Source organism: Vibrio hepatarius (genome assembly GCF_011806575.1).
Lineage (GTDB): Bacteria > Pseudomonadota > Gammaproteobacteria > Enterobacterales > Vibrionaceae > Vibrio > Vibrio hepatarius_A.
Genome location: NZ_JAATOO010000057.1, coordinates 1 through 3,748 on the forward strand (window position 1 = coordinate 1; position 3,748 = coordinate 3,748).

3 protein-coding genes are annotated in these 3,748 nt (G+C 38.0%); all 3 read left to right on the forward strand.

Features of this window, described 5'->3' with window-relative positions; translation table 11 throughout:
* Window positions 1–683 precede the first annotated feature (683 nt).
* Window positions 684–1,658, forward strand: coding sequence for a WYL domain-containing protein (locus HCZ42_RS21520; RefSeq protein ID WP_167422711.1), 975 nt, complete (start codon window positions 684–686; stop codon window positions 1,656–1,658).
* 221 nt (window positions 1,659–1,879) lie between these two features.
* Window positions 1,880–3,307 (forward strand): hypothetical protein, encoded by a 1,428-nt coding sequence (locus tag HCZ42_RS21530; protein WP_167422712.1) that lies wholly within the window; start codon window positions 1,880–1,882, stop codon window positions 3,305–3,307.
* Window positions 3,300–3,560, forward strand: coding sequence for a hypothetical protein (locus HCZ42_RS21535; protein WP_119464761.1), 261 nt, complete (start codon window positions 3,300–3,302; stop codon window positions 3,558–3,560). Before HCZ42_RS21530 ends, HCZ42_RS21535 begins: the two co-directional genes overlap by 8 nt.
* Window positions 3,561–3,748: the final 188 nt, after the last annotated feature.

A 3,748-nucleotide genomic window follows, 5' to 3' on the forward strand; every position in this document is an offset into this window, starting at 1 on the left:
TTAAGAGGGATTCACAACGCTAGGCAGTTTTGGTTTGAACTAGCTTTAGTGTTTACGGCACAATGGTTTAGTTTGGGGGGGGGGGGGCGTTGTTCACCCCTTAATGCGGCGTTATAGCGCTTGAACAAAAAAGAGCCTCATCAGAGGCTCTTGTATAATTACTATTCTTTTTTCTTACAGTCACAGACAGGAATTGGGAAAACTCGAGACTTTTTCGGGTAACGAATTTGCCCATCTTTTGTATGAATGTATGGACGAAAAATTACTGGACATGTGTTCCCGCAATGCGGGCAAGTGGTAGTAGCCATGGTTGGCACCTCATAGAAATGAGAAGCTCATCCCGGCAATATGCCTTGTTCCATTGGAACAGAGAGTCTATAATCCGTTTCTCAAACATAAATTTCATCTCAGAGTCACTTCTCTTTGGTGGAACGTCTTTGCTTATGTTGGCGCATAAGCTAGACAATGAATTAGCCCCTTATTCCATTGGCGTGGAGTAAGGGGTTTTCTTTTGTTAAAGGATACACCTTTAACGCATAGTACAATAACTGAGCTGTTCAACTAAGTCAACCATTGCGGCTAAAAAATCCCGCCATACCCTCTAAAAAGTATACCCTATATAAAATGTAGGTGTTTTTGCTTGTTTTTAGATGCTATCCTCTTTCTAGGAAGAGGGGTTGAGAATGAAAAATAATACAATGTTTAATTTTGAAGTAGATGATCAAAACATCGCAGAACGAATGGCTTACATTGACTTCAAGTTAAGGTTTACAGGCTCGATTAATCGTTCTGACTTACATAATATGTTTGGGCTAGCTGAAGCTTCCGCATCTAAAATGATGGCTAGATACTCTTCTTTGAGAGAAGACAATATGAGGTACAACCCTAAACTTAGGTTTAACGAAATCGTTAGAAAAGGGTTTGATCCATTGCTTAATCTGGACGCTGAGACAGCGTTAGGCATGCTTGCAAATGGTTTTAACAGGAACAAACTATATGATACCCCCGAGTTAGGTTATGTTCGTGTTGGACATGTTGCTAGCAACCTGAAAACAAAGAACGTGGAAAGAATAACAAGGGCTATGGCTCTAGGTTATGCGGTAACGTGTAAATACCTTTCAAGTAGTAGTGATAATCATGATCGCCGAATGTTGTTTCCACTAAGTCTTCTATTCGATGGTCGAAACTGGATTTTTAGAGCCTACCATCGGAAAGAAGATGGTACAGGTGTGTTTAGAAACTTTAATTTTTCAAGAGCTTGCGATGTTGAGGAGTGTGTCGAAGAAAAGCGCAAGGTTACTGAAGAGTTAAGTTCTGATAAAGAGTGGAATACTCAAATTCCTTTAATGCTAATTCCCCATGGACGCTTAAGTTCACTAAAAAAAGAAACTCTGATAGTTGACTATGGCTTATCGGAAGAGAAATTAATTGTTACCGAAAAAGCAGCACTACTTTGGTTCTTGTTTAACCTTTGGTCGATTGATACTCGAGACGAAGCCGAGTATCAGCAAGAGTTGATTGACTATAAAAAAGAATTAGACGAAATAGCCCAAGGGCACAAAGAAAAATTAAGTAGGGAATATCAGCATTACAACTTTAGATTGACTAATAAAGACATGGTTGACGTAGTAAGAGCAAGTTTAAAGGAAGATTCGTAGTTAAAAGCGCAATAACAAACTGTTTAAGAGTGATTCGCAACGCGTGGCATTTTTACTATGCGTTGCGCTTAGTGTTTAAGGTGGTATGCGGGAGCTTTGGTATTGCGTTGCTCACACCTTAACAGGGCGTTAAGTGCTTGCGAGCGATGTTAGCGATAGCGCCTTAACTTGAAAGAAGATATAATTACGCAATTTTTTGTATGCATACTAGAGTGAGGATAATGGAGCACCAAAATGGAAATGCCGCAGAAGTACCGAGTTACTTTTCAACTAAGTTGGCTCAAGTTGGCGATATCGGAATATATTTAGCGGCTGCCGCTTTAGTCGGGCTAGTACTTTCACTGGTTTTCATGAAGACCAAACGCTCTGAGATGACAGTGAAGATTGCTAAGCATACGCACTCTTCCTATGGCCAACTTTTATTGACATTAATCGGTATATTTTGGGCGTCAATTATTTCGGTATTTGGTAGTAAGCTACAAGAACAGTGGTTTGAAGGAAAAGTATGGGGATCTGAAAACCTATTTTTTGGTTTGTCTGTGATTTTAGCTTCAGTTTTAAGTGTTCTTCATTACATCTATAGCCAAGTTAAAGAGCAACAAAATCAATCTAGGCCTTCTTTCGAATCTATTAATGAAAATAGTGTTCAAACTGTGAATTCAATGAATATTATTAATAGTTGTGTCTTAGACTTACAGAATATAGTTAAGCTGGAGAAGAATAAGCCAGGCTCCGTATTAGGAGACCCCGAAACATCAGAGAACTACGACAAAACTCTAGATAGTGCTATTGAAACCTGTATGAAATCAATATTGTTAGTCACGAAAAGAGTCAATGAGGGGAACCACGATGTTAACGTTAAGGCTAACATTTTTAATTTGATTCCAGCTAGAGCTGCACATGATAGTTTTTCATGTGAAGCTAATCATAAGCAAGAAAATAGTTCTATATTTACCAAGAAATCAATAGACTGTTCACCGTTTTTTTTGTTTTCTTCAAATCTACACTCTCGCCTTGAACAGTGTGACTATGTTCTAGCATGTGATCAAAGTTACACGTGTGAAATTGATAGAAAGAATAACTTTAAGAAATGCAGCACAGAAAAAAAGGAAGGAATTCCCGCTATTTGTATGCCTGTATCTCATGATTCTAACTGGAGTGATAAACTACCTCACCCTAATTTATTTGGCGCGCCAGAAGCAATAATAAATAGAAGGGAGGTATATGTTGATAATATTAATGAACATATTGATTTGTTCTTCAAAGAACTGGCTAAATCACCTAAATATCGAGATCACAAAACCGGGTACTACGAGAAAAATATCCGAAGCTATTACGAAAAAGATAAAGATAAGCCTAAGTCAATTTTATCAATCCCATTATTGAAATTTGATATAGATGTTAACGATTTGGATGTGTTTAATGAATCAATAATGCATGCATGTGTAGTGAATATATATGTGAATAGGACTAATTTCTTGGAGAATGAGTTGAAATCAGAAGCTTTTTATTCCATGTTAAAACCATTATGTCATAACTTATCACTTTTAATTTCCTTAAAAATTGCTTATGCAAACGTCTTAAAAGACTATACTATGAGTAATCCTAACAAGTCATTGAGTGAGAAAAAGGAGGTCGTTAATGGATAGAAATACATTTTGGTCACATACAGCACCTTCTTACGAGCTGATTGAATCAGATGACTCTTGCGAAAATGTGTATTCGTTAAGTGGTGATGAAGGAGAGCAGCGTTTGTGGAGCTCGAGTTCAATTACTCATTATCACATCGAAGCTTTGCCTTCAGACGACCAGCCATCTATCACTGTAAGGGTCTTTCATACAATCGACGTCGAACACGAAGATCGGCGTGAGAAAAAATTTAAGTGGTTTAATAAAAGGTAAAGCACTTAACAATCTGTTTAAGAGTGATTCGCAACGCTTGGCATTTTTGCTATGCGTTGCGTTTTGCGTTTAAGGCGGTGTGCGGAAGCTTTGGTGTTGTGTTGCTCACACCTTAACAGGGCGTTAGTTGCCAACGAGGAAAACGTAGCTAAAGCAGAATGTTTAGGGCTAATGTTCGTGTGTTTTTG

What these genes read in the sequence shown, in the direction of transcription:
- HCZ42_RS21520 (WP_167422711.1), top strand. Translation starts at nt 684, where the DNA reads ATGAAAAATAATACAATGTTTAATTTTGAAGTAGATGATCAAAACATC.
- HCZ42_RS21530 (WP_167422712.1), top strand. Translation starts at nt 1,880, where the DNA reads ATGGAGCACCAAAATGGAAATGCCGCAGAAGTACCGAGTTACTTTTCA.
- HCZ42_RS21535 (WP_119464761.1), top strand. Translation starts at nt 3,300, where the DNA reads ATGGATAGAAATACATTTTGGTCACATACAGCACCTTCTTACGAGCTG.